We start from the raw sequence: 20,052 nt of genomic DNA, 5'->3' as shown, positions 1-20,052 counted from the left end.
CGGGCGCGGGCTGGACCGGGTTGACTGGGGCCTGACAGGACTCTGTCGCGAAACCTCCCTGAAGGCGGCCTCATGACTCCGACCACCACCCCCGCGCCCGCCGGCCCCGACGCCGGCCCCCAGATCGGCCCCCAGAGCTGGGACGCCGTGGTGGTGGGGGCCGGCCCGGGCGGCCTCACCTGCGCGGCGTACCTGGCGGCCAACGGCAAGAAGGTGCTGGTGCTCGAGGCCAACCAGGTGGTCGGCGGCAGCACCCAGGTCTTCCGCCGCGCCGGCAACAAGTTCGAGTTCGACGTCGGCACCCACTACGTCGGGGAGTGCGGCCCGGGTGGGCGGATGCAGACCGCGCTCGCGGGGCTGGCCCTGACCGAGCGCATCAACTGGCTGCGGCAGCGCCCCGAGGGCCACTGCCAGATCATGATCCCGGGGACGACGTTCCAGACACCGACCGGCTGGGACACCTACCTCGACCGCCTGGTGGCGGCCTTCCCCCAGGAGGAGGCCGGACTGCGTCGTTGCGTCCGGGTCATGCGCACCATCGCCGCCGGCGAACGACCTCTGCTCCGCCCGTGGGCGCTGCTGCGCTGGGGAGTGCGGCCCATCACGACGCTGATGGCCGCGTGCGGCCTCAGCGCCGACGCCCAGGCGGTGATCCTCGCGGAGAACGGCGACTACACGTGGCCCCCGCACCGGACGCCCACTGCCATGCACGCGGGGTTCCTCCACCACTACCTCCAGGCCGGTGCCTACTACCCGCGGGGCGGCGGCCAGGTCATCGGTGCTCATCTGACCGACGTCATCCAGACACACGGCGGCCGGGTCCGCACGAAGGCCCGGGTCGAGCAGATCCTGGTCGAGGACGGGCGCGCCGTCGGCGTACGACTCCGTGGCGGCGAGGAGATCGGGGCGGAGGTCGTCGTCTCCGCGGCCGACTTCCACAAGACCTGGACCGAGCTGGTCGGCGACGAGCACCTGACCCGGCGGCTGCGGCGGCGGCTGCAGAGCCTGGAGATGACGCTGCCGATGTTCGCCGTCTACGTCGCCCTCGACGTCGACCTGCGCGAGCGGGACACGCCACCGCTCGCCTGGGTCTGGCCGACCAACGACATCGACGGCTACTACCGCGAGGTCGCTGCCGGCCGCTGCCCCGAGCGCATGCCGGTGGGGATCAGCTGCCCGACGGCCAAGGACCCCCAGGGGACCCACTCTGCGCCCCCGGGCTACTCGACGCTGGAGCTCGTGAGCTGGGCGCCCAAGGAGCATGCGTTCTGGAACGTCGAGACCGACCCCGCCGATGGCGCCGGCTACGGCCGTGACGAGCGCTACCGCCGGCGCAAGGAGGAGCTCACCCAACGGGTGCTGGACACCGCCGAGCTGTTGATCCCCGACCTCCGGGAGCGGATGGTCTTCTGCGAGGCGTCCACCCCGGTCACCCAGGAGCGCTTCACGCTCAGCACCGACGGGTCCTGCTACGGCATCGCCCCGCTGCTGAAGAACCTCGGCCCGTTCCGGCCGCGGGTGACCACGCACATCCCGGGACTGTTCCTGGCCGGGGGCAGCACGGAACACATGTTCGGCATCAACGCCACGATCCACGGCGGCATGGGCACGGCCGGAGCCGTGCTCGGCCGCGATCTCTACCGCGAGGTGCGCGAGGGTGCCGTGTTCGTGGACGAGGCGCGTCTCACCGAGATCACCGACGACTTCGACCCGCTCCTCGCGTCGAAGCCCGGCTCCGCCATCCGCCGATCGGTGCGCCGACGCCCCCGGGCGGGAGCGGCGGTGGGGTGAGGCCCCCCGTCAGGGATGGTCACGACCGACGTCCGGCACGGGGGGCCGTGGGCAGCGGGGGCAGCAGGCTGTGGGCGGTCTCGTCCTCCTGCGCGTTATGGAGACGCAGCACGCCGTAGAGGCCGTAGAGCAGTCGGCGGACCTCGACCAGGTCCTCGGGCTGGCCGCTGTCGTCGGGGATGTCGTCGAGCAGGCGTCCGAGCCGGGCGACCTGGTGTTCGATCTCGGCGTGGGTCCGGGTCAGCGCGTACGTCGCGGGCTCGCCGAGGGCGCGGGCGACGAGCGGCACCAACTGGGCCTGGTCGGCGCGCTCATGGGCGAGCAGGTCGGTGCGGAGCCGCACGAGGAGCCGGCGTACCGGTGCGAGGTCAGGCGCCTGGCCGCTGATCCGGTCCGCGACCGCCCGGATCTCCTCCACGACCGGGAGGGAGGCGTCGTGCTGGGCCTGGAGCTCGTGGCCCGTGGTCACGTCCGCCGGCGGGAGCGTCACCGTGTGGGTCCGGCCCGGCAGGACCGCCCGCAGAGCCAGGCCGATCGCCAGGACGTCGATGCCCTCCTGGAGCACGGCGCCGGCGGCCGGCGGCAGGAAGCCTGCCGCCGCGGCCGCCATCGCGATCAGGGACAGGCCCATCCCGATGCCGACCGCCTGTCGGGCGATGCGCCGGGACCGCTGGGCGATGAGGATGGCGTCGGCGAGGGCGTCGACCCGGTCCACGGTGAGCACCACGTCGGCCGCCTCGGAGGAGGCGGTGGCTCCGCGGGCGGCGAGGGCGACACCGACGTCGGCGGCGGCGAGGGCCGGGGCGTCGTTGACCCCGTCGCCGACCATCATCACGACTTCGGTCTGACGCTCCGCCCCGATCACGGCGAGCTTCTCGCCGGGGTCGCAGTCAGCACGGACGGCGTCGGTCCCGACGATCCTTCCCACGGTCTCGGCGGTGTCCGCGCGGTCGCCGGTGACCAGCACGACGCGCCGGATCCCGGCCGCGCGCAGGCCGTGGATCATCCGGGGCGCGTCGGGGCGGATGACGTCCTCGAGGAGGAAGGCCCCTGCCGGAACCCCGTCGACGGACGCGTACACGGTCATGGAGCCGTCCAGGCTGGCGCGGCGGCGTACCCGCTGCGCCCAGTCCGGCGCCGGTTCGGCGAGGATCCAGGAGCGCTTGCCCAGAGCGACGCGACGTGAGCCGACGACACCGCTGAGCCCGTAGCCGTGCTCCTCGGAGACGTCCGCGGGCATCTCCAGCGCGAGTCCGCGCGCGGCAGCGGCCGAGACGATCGCGGTGGCGAGCACGTGCGGCGACATCTGGTCCAGCGAGGCGGCGAGACGCAGCAGCTCGTCCGCGGGGACGTCGTCGCTCGCCGTGATGATGCCGGCGACCTGGGGTCGGCCGCGGGTCAGCGTGCCGGTCTTGTCGAACATGATGACCCGGGCGGCGGCGAGGCGCTCCAGGGTTCCGCCGCCCTTGATGACCACCCCGACACGGGTGGCCCGGGCGAGGCCGGAGATGTAGGCGATGGGGGCCGCGAGCAGGAGCGGGCACGGGGTAGCCACCACCAGCACGGCCACGGCGCGGACCGGGTCGCCGGCCAGCGCCCAGGCGCCGCCGGCGAGGAGCAGCGTCACCGGGACGAAGACCACCGCGAGCCGGTCGGCCAGGCGGACGAACGGCGCGGAGTCGGCCTGGGCCTGCTCGACGAGCCGGACGAGGCCGGCGTAGGTGGAGTCCCCGGCGGTCGCTGTGGCCAGCAGGTCGAAGGGCGCACCGGCGTTGACCGCCCCACTTCGCAGGAGACCGCCGGCCAGCTGCTCCATCGGGAGCGGTTCACCGGTCAGCGCCGACTCATCGACCGTCGCCGCGGTGAGCAGCCGGCCGTCCACCGGGACGACCTCGCCGGTGCGCACCACGAGGGTGTCCCCGGGCGCGATCTGGTCGACGGGGATCTCGGCCAGCCCACTGCCGTCCCGCCGGTGGGCGGTGCGCGGCGAACGTTCCAGGAGCAGGCGGAGCTCGCGACGCGCACGTGCCTCGGCGCGGGCCTCGAGCAGCTGCCCGGTCGAGAGCATGACCGTGATCACCGCGCCGGCGAAGAACTCACCGACAGCAAGCGCGCCCGCCAGGGCGAGCAGGGCGATCACGTCGACCGTCGCCCGGTGCCGCCACACGGCGCGGCCGGTTGCGACGAGCGAAACGGCCAGCCCGGCCGTCGTACCTGCGAGCCACAGGGCCTCGGCGGCGTCATGTCTCGCCAGCAGCCACAAGGCGCCGCCGACGGCGAGCAGCGCGGTCGAGCCCGCGAACAGCAGCAGCACGACCCGTCCCTGAGCGACGTTCACCCCTTCAGCCGACCGCAGGAGTCAGGACTCGGCTAGGGCCATCGTCCACGGCAGCACAGGGCGATCGTCCCTGGCAGGCGTCGATGCCGCGGTGGCCCACGCGCCGCGAGGCTCGCCGCGGCCGAGCTGTTCCTCGCCCAGGTCGTCGGGGGAGCGCCACCGTGAGGGGACCTAAGTCCCTTGTGAGGGCCCTGGACCCGGCGTAGAACTGACCTCACGATCTCCCGCAAGGGGGACGGGACGATTCGGAGGAGAAGGTCCACACGGAGGGGCAACCCTTCGCGGCGGCAGGGTGACGAGGCCACCGGGACCGGAGAAGAAGAGTCGCCGATCGGGAGCGTCACCGGTACCGATCACCGAAGGGCTCTTGCGACTCATACTCGCAGGGGCCCTTCGTCCATGGACGGACGACGCTCGTGTGCTTCTCGCCAGAGGTCGACCTCGCCGCAGGGTTGGTGATCGGAGCGGTCGGGCTCGACGCGCTCCGGCACGTCCGATCCCCGGCGCAGCGACTCCTGGCGGCTCTCCCCCTTCTCTTCGCCGGCCACCAGCTGATCGAGGCGGTCGCGTGGTGGGGCTTGCAGGGCAAGGTCCCCTCAGCGCTCGGGCACGCGGCGGAATGGCTCTACCTCGCGGTCGCGTTCGGCATCCTGCCGATCCTGGTGCCGGTGGCCGTGGCCGCGCTCGAACCGGTCGCGCGGCGACGTCGGTCCGGGGTGTTCGTCGCCGTAGGTCTCGCGGTCGCCGTCGCACTCATGTACGCCCTCGTACGCGGGCCGGTCGACGTCACGATCGAAGGTCGCTACCTCGCCTACCGCGTCGACCTCTGGCACGGCGACACCCTGGTGGTGCTCTACGTGCTCGCCACGTGCGGGTCGCTGCTGGTGTCCAGCCACCGCCACGTCCGGGCCTGGGGGGCGATCAACCTCCCGGCCGTGCTCGTTCTCGCCTGGATGAACACCGCCGGGTTCATCTCCCTGTGGTGCGTCTGGGCGGCGATCACGAGCATCGCGATCGCCGTCCACCTCCGGCACAGGTCATCAGAGCCCGAGACCGACGCGGTCGTCTCCGCCCGACCTGGCTGACGCTCGCTCCGGTGCGCGGCGACCCAGGACGCGGGCGGCGATCCGCGGGTGCATCAGCGATTCGGGCCGGGCCATCAGGTTCTGCACGCGGGACAGCGCGACGTTGACCACCTCGTCGTCGGCAGAGCGGTTGATGACCCGGGCCAGATAGCGGTTGACGCGGTCGGTGCCCGGCGGGCGGCTGCCCTGGGTCTCGGCGTACAGGAAGTCGGCGCCGGTCGCGATGCGCCAGGGCACGTCGGCCACGGCCCGGGCCGCCCGGGCGTGGCGACGCGTCAGCTCGCGCCGGTCACGCCCCTGCTGAAGCAGCGTGGCCAGCGCCTCCGCCTGCTGGATCGCCGAGGACATCCCCTGCCCGTAGATCGGGTTGAAGCTGGCGACCGCGTCACCGACGACCAGGTGCCCCGCGGGCAGGGGCGCCCGGTCCCACCGGGTGCGCTCGCTGGCCGGGAAGCGGTGGCGCCGCACCTCGCTCACCCAGCGCTTGCGCACCAGGGTGGCGATCGCCGGGTCGGGCAGGCTCTCGGCGAAGGCCACCATCCCGTCGTACGACGGCTCGGCGACCGCCCCGAAGTAGCCGCCGAGGACGATCTGCCACCGGTCGCCCTCCGCCGGCAGGGCGACCCCGATGCGGGAGCAGGCGGCGTCGTTCTGGACCACGGCGAACAGCCCGCCGCCGAGGTCGTCCGGATCGCGCTCGACGTCGACCGCCGTGTAGGACACGTCGACCGACACCCGCTCCCGCGTCGGGACCCGGACCCCGCAACGGGCCAGCCACTCCGCACCACGCGCGGCGCGACCGGTCGCATCCACGACGAGGTCCGCAGGCAGCATCCCGCCGGCCGTCTCGAGACCGAGGACCCCGCCGTCGGCCAGGGTCAGACCCGTCGCCGTGGCGTTTCGGAGGGTCACGTTGGGCAGCGCCGCGACCCGGCGACGCAGTGTCGTCTCGACCAGGGCCCGGCTGGCCATCGGCACCTCGGCGCCCAGGTCGGGGAGGTGGTCGCGGACCGCGCCGAACGCCCACCAGTGACAGGGTCGGGGACCGGTCAGGTCCCCCACCGCTCCCCCCTCGAACAGCTCCCCGAGGATGCCGGGCACGAGCCCTTCGAGGGCGGCCGCGCCTCCGGCCAGCAGCACGTGGGGCAGCCCACCCTGCGGCACGATGCTGGCCGGCTCGATGCTGGCCGACTCCGCCCCGGGCTCGGCGTGCCGTTCCACGACGCACACCTCGTCGGCGTACGGCGCGGCCGCGGCGGCCGCCGCCAGCCCGGCGACGCTCCCGCCGGCCACGACCACCTGGTGGTAGCGCCGTGTTGTCATCGCGACCCCTCCTATCGTGACACGCAATACGTAACGCCGTAACGTAACGATGTCACGGTAAGGTGTCAAGCATGGGACGGCCACGAGAGCACGACGCCGGGACCGCCGCGGGACTCCTCGACGCCGGGGAGGAGCTGCTCGCGGCGGGTGGCCTCTCGGCGGTGACCGTCCGGGCGGTCGCCGAGGCGCAGGACACCACGACCCGCGCCGTCTACAGCCTCTTCGGCGGCAAGGCCGGCCTGGTCGAGCAGCTGGCCGGGCGCGGCTACGACGTGCTCACCGACCTGGTGTCGTCGCTTCCCGAGACGGACGACCCGGCCGCCGACCTGGTCGCCGCCGGAGTCGACGGCTTCCGGGTGTTCGCCATCGAGCGGCCACACCTGTTCCGGCTGACGTTCGAGCGCGTCACGGCCGAGACCGTCGGTGACGAGGACGTCCGCCGCCGGGCGCGGGCCAGCTATACCGCGCTGACCCGGTGGGTCGCGCGGGCACAGCAGGCCGGCGCGGTCGACGACCGGCCGGAGGCGGCGGTGGCCTACGAGTTCCACTCCCTGTGCGTGGGTCTGGCCACCACCGGGCGATCGCGGCGCCCCCCACCCGAGGGTCCGGGCTTCTGGCGCACGCTCGCCGACTGGTCCGACGAGGACCTGTGGCGTGCCGCCCTCACCGCCCTGGTGCGCGGGATGGCGCCCGCTTGACCGACCGCGAAGGCCAGCGGCACACGTTACGCGGGCGCCAGGTCGGCCCGGGTGAGAAGGTCCAGGTCGGCGAGCACCGCCACGACCCGGCCTTCCGCGTCCCGCCCGACGTGGAGCCGGTTGGTGCTGGCGCCCATCCCGCAATGCCGGCCGGATAGCCCTCGGGCCACTCGACCGCTGTGGCAAAGGTGGTCACCGGTCCCGCGACGATCTCGGAGCTGGCGTCTGGGCGACCGTCGATCGGGTCGAACCACGACAGCGTCTCTCCCTCGGGAACCGTGAAGGCCGGCCCGGCCACCCGTCGGAGGACGCCGCGGCTCCCTGGCCAGGTCGCCGCGCGATCGAACTCGAGCAGCATTTGAGGCCCTGCGGTCATGTCACCGCATCGTCCAGCAGCTTGAGGTCGACGAGCACCGCGACCGCCTGTCCATCCTTGTCGTACCCCGTCCAGGCTGGGTAGAGCCCCGACCCGTCGGGGCACAGGAACACCACCGCGACGACGCGCCCGTCCGCCTCCATCGTCACGACCCGTTCCTCCAGGGCCCGGTTGTATACCCCCTGCATGTGCTCGTCGTCGGTGAACAGCGGCCGGAGGACCTCCTCGTCGTTGATGTCTAAGAACGCCCCTAGGGCCGAGTCGCTGTCGAGGTGGAAGTGCGCCTCGCGGTGCAGGACCGGCTGCCACGACGCCACGGCGTCAAGCGGCCCGACTGCCGCCGCACAGCTCATCTCGACCGGCTCCGGCCTGCCCTCGACATCCACGACGATGGTGGGGAAGACCGTGGGGTGCTCCCCCCTCCCGAGCAGCTCGATCGGCCCGTCGGGAAACTCCGGCCACCACGGGTCCGCGATGGTCAGCGTTCCCCACGACAGGGGCAGTGACGGCCCGGGGGCGGCGGTGCCGAACTCCGCCAAGCGCGCCGGTGCGGTGCCCATGCGTCAGGCCGCGACAACCCTGAGAAGACGGTCGATCTCCTCCGCCGGGACGGTCTCATCGCAGCTGAGGTCGATCGAGAGGGTTCCGTCGGGGAACTGGTAGAGCGAGAGGCGACCCTGGATCGACGGGAGGAAGAACGTCCGACGATCCCCCAGGTCGACCGCGTGAGAGTGCTCGCCAAGAGCTTCCACCGAGCTAGCGGCCTCAGCCAGCTGGCCAGGAACCGTCCTGCCCACCTCAACCCGGTTGGCCCAGGCCTCGAAGGTCCATCCCTCCACCCACGGGTTCAGCACACCGGAGAGCATCCACTCCAGCGCGGCCAGGAACCCCGACTCCATGCGGTGCACGATCTCCTCGTCGCGAGGCAACACGTAGACCGTCTCGGGATCGGCCGGATCGAAGCACAGCTCGTCGCCGTCGAACGTGTCCGCCAGCAAGACACCGCGCTGCTGAAGGGCCTCTCGGGCAACGCCGGCATCGGTCGTGTCCCAGAACCAGAACTGCTGGACGCGTTCCCGCCATTCCAGCGTCTTGCCGGGCACCTGCTGCGGTGGATACACCCGGATGAGGTGTCCCAACGCACCCTCACCCAGCTGTTGGACGTACGCCGCGTAGCCCGACGGCAGCGACACACCGAGCTCATCCTCAGCGGCGGCAACGTCGTCCCTATCCGCCGGGTGCACCCGGGAAGGGTTGACCACGAGGACGTCCTCGAAGCTCGACGCGACCACTACCCCACCGCCTCCCCACCCGGTTGTATGCGTTCTCCCCCACTCAGGATGCCGGTGTCGACCAGCATCGCAACGGCCGACATGTCCCGGTCGAACCCCTCCCATACCTGGTGGACGCCCGCCCCGCCGGAGACGAGGAAGACCGTGGCGACGACGCGGCCGCTCGCCTCGATCGGAACGACCAGCTCGGACAGAGCGCGCTCGTGGATGCCCTGCATGTGGCGGTCGTCCTCGAAGAGCGGCCAGACGAGCGAGGCGTCGGTGATCTCGTAGAAGGCGCCCAGCCCCGAGGCAACCTCGAGATGGGACCTGGAGTCGTTGTGGGAGAGGAGCGGCTGCCAGGAGGCGACCCGATCGACATCACCGATCGCCGCGGCCACGCACTGGGGATCCACGCCGGAACCGTCCACCCGAGTCCGAGAAATGGCCGTGAGTGTTGTCGTCTTCGTCCCTCCCCCGCCAAGGCTGGTGTCGCCATACTCGGGCGCCGCCGAAGGGACCAGTGGGTCCGCCATCGCGACCAACCCGAATCGCATCTCGAGCGCGGGACCGCGGATCGAGCTCAGGGCGCAGACATCCTCGACATAGTCCGGACCCGCCGGGAACGTGTACTGGTCGCCGAAGCCCAGGAGACCATGCGGCGCGACGCCCGTGGTTTCTCCCGTCATGCGGGCGCCAAGGTGGCCCGGGTGAGGACATCGAGGTCGGCGAGCACCGCCACGACCCGGCCTTCGGCGTCACGACCGACGTGGAGCCAGTTGGTGCTCGCGCCCATGCCGCAGTTGAATGCGACTCCCACCACCTCGCCCTCGACTTCGAGCGGGTGGATCACTGAGGCATAGACCGACGCCACCAGCGTGCGCACGAAGGAGAAGTCCTCCAAGCGCTGGACGACCTCGTCCAGGTGTCGCGAGATCACGACGCAGCCCACCCCTCGGTCGGTCGAGAACCACGCTGGCTCGCCGTCGTCACCGGCCATCGACGCCCACGCCACCACCATCGCGGGGTCGCCCACGCCCACGGCTGCGCCGGACATGCCGGCCGGATAGCCCTCGGGCCACTCGACCGCTGTGGCGAAGGTGGTCACCGGTCCCGCGGCGATCTCGGAGCTGGCGTCTGGACGACCGTCGATCGGGTCGAACCACGACAGCGTCTCTCCCTCGGGAACCGTGAAGGCCGGCCCGGCCACCCGTCGGAGGACGCCGCGGCTCTCTGGCCAGGTCGCCGCGCGATCGAACGCGAGCAGCGTCTCGGGTGGGGTGGTCATGTCACCTCACCTCCAGTCAGGGGACGTTGGGGATGGTCGCAGAGTCGCCCGCTCCCTTGTCACCGTTGTACGCGAGGCGGACCTCGTAAGGCACGAGGGCCGAGGACGAGGAGTAGTGGGCCGCGGCCCGGTAGAACAGCGTCTCACCTCGTCGTACCGCGGCCAGCGCCCCGGCCTCGAACCCCCAGTACATCGTCGGGTAGTTCGCCCGGTGGAACAGCGGCACGATGTTGCCCGGGTCGGAGTTGCTGCCGCCGAGGGAGGCGGCGATCAGGTGTCCGCGGTCGTGCACGCCATCGATCAGTCCGTCAGGCGTGTGCCGGCGGGAGCCGTCCTTGGTGATCGGCTCGCGGATGCACGCGGTGGCACTCCAGGCCCGCTGCTTCCACTCCGACCCGGTCCACACCGGCTGCGGCACCGCGTAGAAGTACCACGACGAGCCGAGGCCCCTTGGCAGGCAACGCTCGTCGGGCTCGTCGTCGTCGCCGGTGTAGGGCCACGGGACGGGCAGCGGTCGCGGATCCCGGTCCTCGTCGGTGCGGCGGTCCGGTCGCCAGTCGAAGTCCGGCACCGTGGTCGGGATGCGCACGTTGACGTCGGTGAACTGCTGGGCGGTCTGGAAACCGAGGATCGCGATCGCCAGGGCAGTTGCCACCGCGATCTTGTACAAGTTGCCGCTCTCGATCGCGACCGAGCGGCCGGTCGGGTCGGTGTGCGTCACCGGGTTGTTCACCGCGTAGGCGTACGGGTTCCACCCCACCACCCCAGGACCGCCGGGACGGACCGGATCGACAGACAGGAACCGCCCGGACCGGGTGTCCAGATCGCGCGCGCCCAGGTGGACGAGTCCACCGTCGGCCAGGCCGCCGCCGAACCCGAACCTGCTGGTGACGCCAGACTGCGACCGCAGGAACCCGAACGGGTCGTAGGTGGTGGTCCCGGTGACCGCCCCACTCGCGTCGGTCACCGACCGGACCGATCCCACGGCATCCACCAGGGGGTACCGAGTGCCGGTCGCGGTGTCCTCCGACACCACGCCCGCGGGGCCCTGCACGAACGAGGTGTCCCCGTCAGCCAGGAGCTCGGGGCTCCCGTCGTCGGTCGCCAGGTCGTAGAGCTGGCTGGACGTGGCTCCACCGGTGGTGGTGGCGACCCGGTTGCCGGCCCCGTCGTAGGTGTAGCCCACGGTGCCCGACGACGACTGGACCTCGGTCATCCGGTTGAGCCAGTCCCAGTCGTAGCGGACCGAGCCGTCGTCGACGACGTTGCCGTTGGCGTCATGGCTGACCGCCTGGCCACCGACCGAGACGAGCTGGGAGGCGTCGTCGTAGACGTAGCCCACCGGCGACGCGGAACCGACCTTGCTCGACAACCGGTTGCCGGCCGCGTCGTAGCTGAACGTGGTGGTCTCACCGCCCGGGTAGGTGACTGACGTGAGCTGGTCGGCGGCGTCGAGCAGGTAGGACTCCACGCCAGCCTGCGTGCGTAGCGCGGTGCGGTTGCCGTCCGCGTCCAGGTCGTACGCCGTGCGTTGCACGACCGCGCCGCCGCGGACGCTCTCCAGCCCTGTCATTCGGCTCGCCGCGTCGTAGGTCCAGGTAGTGGCGACACCGTTGGCCCGGGTGAGGCTGCGGAGCCGGCCGTCCCGGTCGACGTCCGCGTCGGTCACCCGGCCCTGCCAGTCCGTGACCCGGTCGAGGTGACCGCTCGCGTCGTGGGTGTAGGACACGGTGCCCGTCGGCTGGGTCATCGAGGTGCGCAGACCCGAACGGTCGTAGCCGTAGGAGACCGCACCCGACGGCGAGGTAACGGAGGCGACGTGGTGGTCCGGGGTGTAGGTCCAGGCCGTGACTCCGGACGCGTCGGTCATCGTCGACCGGCGCCCCAGGGAGTCGTACGTGAACGTCACGGACTCGTCGCCACCGCGCTCCACCATCGAGGTGAGCTGGCCGTCGGGGCGGTAGTCGTAGTCGACGCTGACCCCACGGGCGTCGGTCGTGCTGATCTGGCGGCCCTGCTCGTCGAAGGTCGCGCTGGTGCTGCGACCGAGCGGATCCTGCCGCTCGACGACACCGCCGAGCGGTCCGTAGGCCATCCGCCACACCTTGCCGCGCGGATCCGTGACCCGGGTCAGCTGGCCGCTGTCGTCATATCCGAACTGCACGGTCGCGCCCAGGGCGTCGGTCGTGGAGGCCAGGCGGCCGTAGGCGTCGTAGGCGTTGGTCTTCGTCGCGGCGCCGGCGCCCTGCTGGCGCGGGTCGCGTTCGGTGAGGACCCGACCAGACCCGTCGTACGTCGTGGTCCAACGGTGGCCCAGCTCGTCGACGATGGCCGTGCGGAGCCCTCGGTCGTTGTACTCGAACGTCGAGGTGACGCCCTCCGGGCTGGTGGTGGTCAGCACCTGGCCGCCCGGGGAGTAGGTCGTCGTGCTGACGCCTCCGCCGGGCTCGGTCACGGTGACTGCGCGCCCTGCCTCGTCGTAGTCGGTCACTGTGCGACGGCCCTCGGCGTCGACGATGGCCGTCTGACGGCCGGCGCCGTCGTACTCGAACCGCGTGCTGCCGCCGCGCTGGTCGACCATCTCGACGAGCTGGCCCGCCGCGTCGTAGACGTTGCGCGTGGACGTCCCGTCCGCGTAGGTCGTCGTCAGCCGGTTGCCCACGCCGTCGTAGGTCAGCTGCTCGACCAGGCCCGACGGGTTGGTCATCGTCGCGATCTGACCCGTCGGGTTGTAGGTGAAGCGGGTGATGCCGCCCTCGGCGTCCTCGACCGTCGCGAGGTCGCCGTCCGGCGTGTACTCGTAGCTGGTCGTGCCCCCGGCGGCATTGGTCTCGCTGAGCAGCTGACCGATGCCGGAGTGAACGTACGTCGTGGTCCGACCCAGCTCGTCGGTGGCGCTCGCGAGGTTGCCCGCTCCGTCATAGCCGAACGTGCTGGCAGGCGAGGCGCCCACCCGCTCCGAGACGACGCGTCCCATCGCGTCGTGCGCGAACACCGTGGGTGCATCGACGCCGTTGTCCACGCTCGTTCGACGGTCTGCCCCGTCGTAGGTGTAGTCCTCGACGACACCGTCGGCTCGCACGAGGCGCTCGAGCAGCCCGCGCTCGTCGTAGACCCAGCGGGTGGTCCGCCCGTCCTGATCGGTACTCGTCAGGCGTCGCCCGGCGGCGTCGTAGGTGCTCTCGATGCGGTGCCCCAGGGGGTCGACCTCCGCGGTGAGGTTGCCCATCGCGTCGTACTCGAAGCGGATGACGTCGCCCTCGGGGTCGGTCTCGGTCGCGAGCCGCCCGGCGCTGTTGAACGTCCACGCCCAGCGGTCACCGTTGGCGTCGGTGCGGGAGGTGCGGTTGCCCTTCGCGTCGTAGGTGTAGGACTCGGTGTGGCCCTCGGCGTCGGTCTCCGACCTCAGGGTGCCGTTGGCGTTGTAGGCCCATGTAGTGACCTCGCCCGCGGGATCGGTCCACGTCAGAGGCTGCCCCGAGGCGTTGTAGGTCGCCCGCGCAGTGGCACCGGTCGGCACGGTGATGCTGGTGAGGTCACCGTTCTGCCAGGTGGATCGCCACTCGTGACCGTTGGGGTCCTTGCGGTAGACGAGGTTGCGTTGGTCGTCGTAGGCGAGCTCGGTGACGTGGTCGCTGCCCCCGTAGATCTCGTTGCGTCGGATCACCAGCCCTTCGGCGTCGTACGTCGTGATCGTCGTCCGCTTGCCACCCGGGTCGGTCACCGTCTCCTGGCGGGCGCCGACGTCCGTCGACACCTCGGTGCGGTTGCCCTCCCCGTCGATCACCGCGACGATCCGGCCGTCCTGATACTCGAACCGCGCCATCACGGCCGCGTCCGGACCGGTCACCGTGTCGAGGTAGTGGTCCGCCAGGTAGCCGTACTCCGTCGTCGCCCCCAGCTGGTTGGTGACGGACACCAGGTCGCCGTTGCCGTCGTAGCCGTAGTCCACGGTCTTGCCGTCGGGGCCGGTGATCTTGGTGATCACGTCGTCGGCGTTGCGTGTGAAGGTCACCGACGGGCCGTTGCTCGAGGTGATCCCGGTGCGGCTGAACGTCGTGACGTTGCCGGTCCGGTCCTCGATCTTCTTCAGGCCCTCACCCACCTCGAGGGTGTACTTCGTGCCGTACTTGTCGGTGAGCACGAAGCGGGTGGGGTCGTAGGGGCCGTCGGAGCCGAAGGCACCGCCGTTGAGGTTGCCGTTCACCCAGAACAGGCTGTTGTCGGGCGCGGCGAGCTTGGACGTGCTGCCCGACCGGGCGGTGAACTCCGCCGAGGTGAGGCCCGTGAAGAACGTCGAGCCCTTGGCCGGGGTGAGGTCGAAGTACTCGTTCTTGCCGTCGGGCCAGGTGACGGTCACGAAGTGCGGCCGGTCGGCGGTGAAGCACAGCGTCGCGAAGATCAGGCCACCGCCGCAGCCCTCCATCGTCCAGCCGCCCTCGCCGAGCGGGCCGTTGGACGAGACCCGGAAGTCGGCCAGGCCGAGGTTCCAGCCGACCCCGAAGTCGCCCGTGGTCTTGTCGAGGCTGTCGTAGGTCCGCTGCACGCTGATGGGCAGGCCGGCCACGCCGACCGTCATGTCGGTGAGGGTCGTCGTGTAGCGGCCGAGCTTCATCTGGCCGTCGACCACGACCGTGATCTCGCGCGTGGTCAGCCCGCCGTTGGTGAGCGTGCCGCGCACCGTCACCACGTAGGTGCCGTTGGGCAGGATCGTGGGGTCGAGGACCGCGTCGACGGAGCCTCCGGTGCCGGTCTCGAGGACCCGTACGTCGGCGGTGTCGGCGCGCCGGTAGTCCACGACCCAGGCGTCGAGGGCCTGGCCGTCGGGCGGGGTCAGGGTGGCGGTGATGTGCACCGGCTCGGTGACGATCGTGCCCTCGGCCGGGGCGAAGCTGCCGATGGCCGGGCCGGTGCCGTCCTGTCCGCCATACGTGCCGCCGCCACCCGTCGTACCGACGGGGAGGACGGTCGGGTCCTCGAGCTCGGCGGTCGCCGGGTCGTCGCTCAGCTGCGGCGAGATCTGGTCACCGCGGATCTCGGCCTGGACGCTGACCGCGCTGATGCCGGCGGCCAGCGGCTGGTCGACCTTGAGCCGGAACTCGACCACGCTCTGCGAGAGCGGACCCATGGTGCCGAGATCGACCTCGGCGTGCGGGCCGGGCGTGACGGTGCCCTGGGTGGTGGTGACCGAGCCGTCGACCAGGGTGGTGCCGGCCGGGGTCGGGGCGGTCACCCGGATGCCGGTGACGATCTGGGTGCCGACCGAGTTGACCTCGAGCTGGTAGGCGAGGGTGTCGCCGGCCGAGACGAAGCCGTTGCCGTCCGCGTCGACCACGAGGCGGCCGGACAGCAGGCCGGCCAGCGCCGCGAACGACCGGATCACCGGCGTGCTGGTCGGGTCGGCCGGTCCGGGAAGGGTCAGGTCGTCGGTCAGCACGTCGTCGTGTCCCGTCGCCTTGACGGTGCCCTGCGCGGAGATCTCGACCGCGCCGACCGGGAACGGGTCCGCGACCACGACGTCGAAGGTGACCGTGCGTGCGGTGTTGCCGAGCACGTCGGGCAGCGTCACCTGCACGACGCCGTCGGAGTGCGTGACCGTGCCGTTCTGCACCACGCCCGAACCCGCCACGAACGCGGTGTTGGCGTCGAGCCGGAAGTCGGCCGAGACCCCGCTCATCGTCGCGTCGCCGGTGTTGCGGACGATCGCGGTGTAGCGCACGGTGTCACCGGGCGACGTCGCGCCGTCGTGGCCGACGTCGTTGACGAGCATGTCGGCCAGCGACGCCTGCAGCTTGGCCGGGGCCTGCTCGGTGACGTCGACGGTCGAGCCGGTGGCGCCATAGCTGTTGCCCGCGGCGTCGGCCCAGGTGGCGGTCCCGCGCAGCGGCACGGTGCCGTCCGCGGGGACGGCGTTGGCCTGGTAGGTCGTGTGCGCGGTCGCGCGCTCGCCGGCGCTCAGGTCGGTGGGCGCACCGGTGACCGGGAGCGGCGCGCTCGCCGCGGCGGCCTGGACGTCCAGAGCCGAGGCGTCCGCGGACCCGACGTTGGCCAGGTCGAGGGCGTAGTCCGCGGAGGTCCCGGCGGTGACCACCGACGGCCCGGTGGCCTTGAGGTCCACGACCGGCAGCGTGCGACGTGAGGTCACGGTGGTGAGCGGGGCGACCAGCTGGCCGACGCCACCGTTGGCGAGCACGAACGACCCGCCGGTGAGCGCGGACCCGTCGAGGAGCTTGAGCCTCGTCAGGTAGCCGGCGTCGGTCTCGCCGGCGCCGCGCGGCAGCGGGACGGGCACGTCCCAGGTGCGGTGCACGGTCACCGACTCACCGGGAGCCAGGCCGCCGAGGCCGGCCTCGGCGTCGGGCCCGATCCGCTCGGCGTCACCGGAAGGCAGCAGCAGCGTCGCGTCCGCGTCGGTGACGTCGGCCGACAGCGCCCGCACGGCGGCGATGAAGTTGTCGCCGTAGGTGAAGAGGCGACGGGCCTGCGCGCCGGTCGGGCTGAGGTCGAAGTCCACCCGGGTGCGGATGCCGGCGGTGGTGGCCGGGTCGAGCAGGTCGCCGACCTCGCCCGGTGACAGGTCGAGCACGCTCTGCAGGCCCCACGTCGCCCAGGCACCGGGCGCGACCGTCGTGCCCGCCACTCCGGAGCCGGCGTAGGTCACGCCCGGGTAGGCGTTGGGACGCAGGTCGACGCTGAAGTCGTCGTCGCCCGGCCCGGCCAGCTCCGTCCATGCGCCCGTCGCGGCGTCGAGCCGCTCGAGGGAGAACCGGTAGCCGGTGACGGTCTCCTGGATCGTGTCGACGTTCTCCAGACCGATGAGCGCAGGAGCCACGAGGGTGGCGCCTTGGTTGGTCACCGTCAGGTCGTAGCCGAGGGTCTGCGACGGGAGCACGACCTCCTTGTCGACCGCCAGGCCGGCGGTCAGCTGGGGCACCAGGACCGGACCGGAGACGGTCGCGTCGGGCCGGCCGCAGGCCGCGCCGCGGATGTCGGTGTCACCACCGGTGATGTCGACGCGGTCGGCGAGGATCCCGCAGAAGAACCGGTTCTTCGCGCCGGAGATGCTGATCTCCCCGGAGCCGGCGAACAGCACACCGGCGAACTTCGAGGAGGAGGCCGCGATGTCGATCGCCTTCGTCGCCGAGGAGCCGGCCAGCAGGAGCAGCCCGTCGAAGTAGGGCTCGAAGAGCGGCCGGGACCCGCTGATCTTGACCGTCCCCTCCGACACCAGCGTCACGCGGCCACCGATGTCCGACCCGTTGAGCTGGATGGGGCACGGTGCGTAGTAGACGCCGTCGGCGAGCACGGTCTGCACCTCGTGCCACGTGCCGGAGCCACAGGCCGCGGTCATGTCGTGGTAGGCCGCGCCGATCTCCTGGGCGACCGGCCCACCGGGCCGGTAGTCGGCGACCTCGAAGGTGATCGGGTAGTCCTGGACGCCCGTCCTCACCGGCTCCGGCAGGAAGCTGTTGCGGGTGGTGTCCGCGGCGATCTCGCCGGCGTACGTCGTCCCGCCGCGCACCGTCTTGCGGGCGCCCACGAACCGCAGCAGGCCGTTGGTGTGGACCCGGCCGTCGATGTTGCCCTCGGAGCCGCCCCAGTTGAGCGACTTGCTCAGGCTGCCCGAGTTGGCCCAGACGGCGACCGGCTCGTCGACCTGGAGCTGGCCGACCTCGGTGGTCGCCTCGCCGCCGTCGTCGTCGGTCAGGACGGCGGTGAGGTGGTAGGTGCCGGCCGTGGCGTAGACGTGCGACCCGAACCAGGTGCCCCAGCCCGAGCCCTGCACCGACACCGGCACCTCCTGCGTGGTGCCGTCACCCCAGTCGAGGGTGACGCTGTGGGTGTCGACCCAGCCGGGGTCGGTGAAGGTCCCGGTGACCTGGGTGACCCCGCCGGCGTAGGCGTCGCCGGGCTCGGCCGTCATCGCGGGGGCCACGTTGGCGACCGTCACGGTGACCTCGTCGGTGGCGGTGCCACCCAGTCCGTCGGTCACCTCGAGCTCGAAGACGTAGGTGCCGTCGTCGGTGGCGACGAACGACGGCCGCTTGCCGGTGCGCGCGGTCAGGACCACAGGAGGCCCGTCGGCCGAGACCTGCCGCCACCGATAGCTCAGCTCGCCCGTGGTCATCACCAGGTCCGAGCACGTCTCGACCGACGACTCGCCACCCGAGTCGGTGCCGGTCACGGTCACGCAGAAGCGGTGGGCTCCCGGGGTCAGGTTGCTGGGCAGGTCGATGGCCAGGGGCACGGCCACCGGCCCCTGCTGCGGCAGCCCCAGCTCGGCGGAGATGTCCACCACGGGGTTGTCGTCGAGCTGGTAGGTCACCGTGGTGAGCCGGGAGGCGATCACCTGCGGGAGGATGTCCGGCAGGTTCTCCACGTTGGGCACGTTGAGGCAGACGCCGCCCGTCTTCAGGGCGATGTCGTCCAGTCCGCGGCCCGCCGACCCGTAGGTGCAGCTGCTGCCCGCGCCCACGGCGAAGGTCTGGAACGTCACCGGCGGGTTGCACGGCAGCGGCGGGAGCACGTCGTTGGCCTCGCCGTCCGACATGAACGCCGAGACCAGGTTGCTCGACCCGGTGGTGGCCAGCAGCTGGCAGGCGGTGCGCACGGCCGGGGCGAACGCCGTACCGCCGCCCACCCTTAGCGCCTTCGCGGCCTGGACCAGGTCGAGCACCCCGTTGCCGTCCTTGTCGGCGTCCGGCGCGATGAGCGTCGCCACGCCACTGGTCGGGTCGAGGTCGCGGGCGGCCGCCCCCGAGTTGAGCGCGATCAGCCCGACCTTCTCGACCGTCCCCGAGGCGACGACGTCCTCGTGCAGTGCGAGCACCGCAGCGATCTCACAATCCAGCACCGTGTTGGTCCGGCCGTCGCCGTTGATGTTGCCGCCGCAGTTGACGATGTCGTTGGTGCTGCCCGAGATGTCGACGACGTAGGCGACGCTGGTGTTGGTGACCGCAGGACCCTGGCCCAGGTCGGCGCTGCCCGTCACGCGGAGCTGGCCCTCCGGCGCCTCGGGGTCGAGACCGGCGACGTCGACGCCGATCGAGGTGCCCCCGGGCAGCGAGCCGTTCTTCGACGACGACGACAGGACGGGCTTCAGGCTCGCCTGCGAACCGGAGCCGTCGAGCGTGACGACCGAGCCCTCGTCGACGGCCTGGTCCGGACCGGCGTCCGCGACCGGGTCGTGGGCGGTGACCGGCGGCTCCTCCGGGTCGGCGCCGCCCTGGACCTGCAGGTCGAGGTCGAGGTAGTTGAGGCTGCCGCGGTCGATGGCGCGGACCGCCAGCACGTTGTCGCCGTCGACCACCAGCGAGCGCGGGATCGTGAAGGTCGCCTTCTCCTGCCCGCAGCCCTCGAAGTCGTTGGACGCGATGAGGACGCCGTTGAAGAACACGTCCACGTCGTTGTCGATCGCGACCTTGAGCGCGAGGTCGGCCGTCACCGTCGCCGGGTTGAGGTCGAGGGTCCGCCGCACCAGCAGGTCGGAGTTCGTCGGCCACGGGGTATTCGGCGCCGGCGTGCCCGCGCAGCCCGTGTTGCCGAACGGCGTGCTGCCGACCGACCAAGCACTGTCATCGGTGCCGGCCTGCTCGAAGCCCGGCTCGGCCCCGTGGCCGACCACCTTGTAGCTCCAGCCCGGCGAGCCATAGGGGATCGACAGGTCCACCGGCTCGGTGGCACCGGCGGGTGCCAGCCAGCTGGCTTGCAGCGACGTGGCGACCAGTGCTGCGATGAGGACGGACGTGACGACGCGCCACATGCGGGACCGCATGGCTTCTCCCGAGGTGAGCCGGATGGAATGCCCGAACCTAGGTTCGAAGCGGGGGACGGTCTACGGCCGACCGCGAAGATCACCCGAAATGACCAGGGCCCCTAGTC

Annotated in this window: 10 protein-coding genes; 3 read left to right on the top strand and 7 right to left on the bottom strand. The window is 71.8% G+C overall.

Annotation, left to right across the window (positions count from 1 at the left end; all coding sequences use genetic code 11):
* The first annotated feature begins 72 nt into the window (after positions 1-72).
* Positions 73-1,791 (top strand): phytoene desaturase family protein, encoded by a 1,719-nt coding sequence (locus tag ACYVC6_RS14285; protein WP_460715045.1) that lies wholly within the window; start codon positions 73-75, stop codon positions 1,789-1,791.
* A gap of 19 nt (positions 1,792-1,810) precedes the next feature.
* Here the strand turns inward: ACYVC6_RS14285 and ACYVC6_RS14280 are convergent, their stop codons facing one another.
* Positions 1,811-4,129, bottom strand: a complete 2,319-nt coding sequence (locus ACYVC6_RS14280) for a heavy metal translocating P-type ATPase (RefSeq protein WP_460715044.1) — start codon at positions 4,127-4,129, stop codon at positions 1,811-1,813.
* 416 nt (positions 4,130-4,545) lie between these two features.
* On the opposite strand from ACYVC6_RS14280, the gene ACYVC6_RS14275 reads away from it, so the two are divergent.
* Positions 4,546-5,214 (top strand): DUF6629 family protein, encoded by a 669-nt coding sequence (locus ACYVC6_RS14275; RefSeq protein WP_460715043.1) that lies wholly within the window; start codon positions 4,546-4,548, stop codon positions 5,212-5,214.
* On the opposite strand, the gene ACYVC6_RS14270 is transcribed toward ACYVC6_RS14275, so the two are convergent.
* Positions 5,170-6,537 carry an FAD-dependent oxidoreductase gene (locus ACYVC6_RS14270; RefSeq protein ID WP_460715042.1) on the bottom strand — a complete coding sequence of 456 codons (1,368 nt, stop codon included), beginning with the start codon at positions 6,535-6,537 and terminating at the stop codon, positions 5,170-5,172. The genes ACYVC6_RS14275 and ACYVC6_RS14270 overlap by 45 nt on opposite strands.
* Before the next feature lie 71 nt (positions 6,538-6,608).
* On the opposite strand from ACYVC6_RS14270, the gene ACYVC6_RS14265 reads away from it, so the two are divergent.
* Positions 6,609-7,235 carry a TetR/AcrR family transcriptional regulator gene (locus tag ACYVC6_RS14265; RefSeq protein ID WP_460715041.1) on the top strand — a complete coding sequence of 209 codons (627 nt, stop codon included), beginning with the start codon at positions 6,609-6,611 and terminating at the stop codon, positions 7,233-7,235.
* Positions 7,236-7,607: 372 nt separating this feature from the next.
* Here ACYVC6_RS14265 and ACYVC6_RS14260 read toward each other — a convergent pair whose 3' ends face one another.
* From ACYVC6_RS14260 to ACYVC6_RS14240, 5 genes are read right to left on the bottom strand one after another with little or no spacing between them, the layout of a single operon-like run.
* Positions 7,608-8,171 (bottom strand): hypothetical protein, encoded by a 564-nt coding sequence (locus ACYVC6_RS14260; protein ID WP_460715040.1) that lies wholly within the window; start codon positions 8,169-8,171, stop codon positions 7,608-7,610.
* Between the two features lie 3 nt (positions 8,172-8,174).
* Positions 8,175-8,903 (bottom strand): SMI1/KNR4 family protein, encoded by a 729-nt coding sequence (locus ACYVC6_RS14255; RefSeq protein ID WP_460715039.1) that lies wholly within the window; start codon positions 8,901-8,903, stop codon positions 8,175-8,177.
* On the bottom strand, positions 8,903-9,571 hold the full coding sequence (locus ACYVC6_RS14250) for a hypothetical protein (RefSeq protein ID WP_460715038.1): 669 nt from the start codon (positions 9,569-9,571) through the stop codon (positions 8,903-8,905). The genes ACYVC6_RS14255 and ACYVC6_RS14250 overlap by 1 nt, the downstream gene beginning before the upstream one ends.
* On the bottom strand, positions 9,568-10,170 hold the full coding sequence (locus ACYVC6_RS14245) for a hypothetical protein (RefSeq protein WP_460715037.1): 603 nt from the start codon (positions 10,168-10,170) through the stop codon (positions 9,568-9,570). Before ACYVC6_RS14245 ends, ACYVC6_RS14250 begins: the two co-directional genes overlap by 4 nt.
* 16 nt (positions 10,171-10,186) lie before the next feature.
* Complete coding sequence (locus ACYVC6_RS14240) at positions 10,187-19,933, bottom strand: RHS repeat-associated core domain-containing protein (RefSeq protein ID WP_460715036.1); 9,747 nt, start codon at positions 19,931-19,933, stop codon at positions 10,187-10,189.
* Between the last annotated feature and the right edge of the window lie 119 nt (positions 19,934-20,052).

The sequence above is a fragment of the Nocardioides dilutus genome, assembly GCF_054779555.1.
The sequence above is the reverse complement of the archived record's forward strand: the minus strand, read 5'-3'. Positions and strand labels throughout refer to the sequence as shown.